Here is a 580-nt window from a genome sequence, read left to right on the forward strand (position 1 = left end):
GGGTGATGCTGGGCCATTCCGGCGCCTTCCTGCTGGGCGGCGCCACGGCGATGCAGCTGCTGCCGGGCGAGGGCATCGGCATCGTCGTGCTGACCAACGCCGCGCCCATCGGCGTCGCCGAGGCCATCGCCGCCACCTTCCTCGACCGCCTGCAATTCGGCGCGCCGCAGCGCGACTGGGCCGCCGATTTCGGCGGCGCCTTTGCCGGCTTCTTCGCGCCCGAGGGCGACCTGGCGGGCAAGTCGCCGCCGGTGCCGGCCGCCGCGCCGCGAGGCCTCGACGCCTATCTCGGCCGCTACGACAACGATTTCTTCGGCCCGGCCGAGGTGGTGCGGGGACCGTCGGGTCTGATGCTGCAGCTTGGGCCAAAGCGGATGGCGCTGCCGCTGCGCCCCTGGGACGGCGATGTCTTCGCGCTGGAACCCTCGGGCGAGAACGCCCCGCCGGGGTCGCGGGGGAGCGTGCGCTTCGAGGTTGTGGGCGGGCGCGCCACGGGCTTCCGCGCGCAATACCACGACGCCAACGGGCAGGGCCGCTGGCAGCGCTGAGCTAGCGCGGCCCTGCCCGTTGGCGTCGTGGT

1 protein-coding gene is annotated in these 580 nt (G+C 74.1%); it reads left to right on the forward strand.

The window, feature by feature from the left end; genetic code table 11:
• Positions 1-548: DUF3471 domain-containing protein (locus GVN67_RS29155; RefSeq protein ID WP_235035619.1), on the forward strand; the 548-nt coding region annotated here is incomplete at its 5' end.
• Between the last annotated feature and the right edge of the window lie 32 nt (positions 549-580).

Source organism: Roseomonas sp. 18066, from assembly GCF_902706185.1.
In the GTDB taxonomy this organism is placed as follows: domain Bacteria; phylum Pseudomonadota; class Alphaproteobacteria; order Acetobacterales; family Acetobacteraceae; genus Pseudoroseomonas.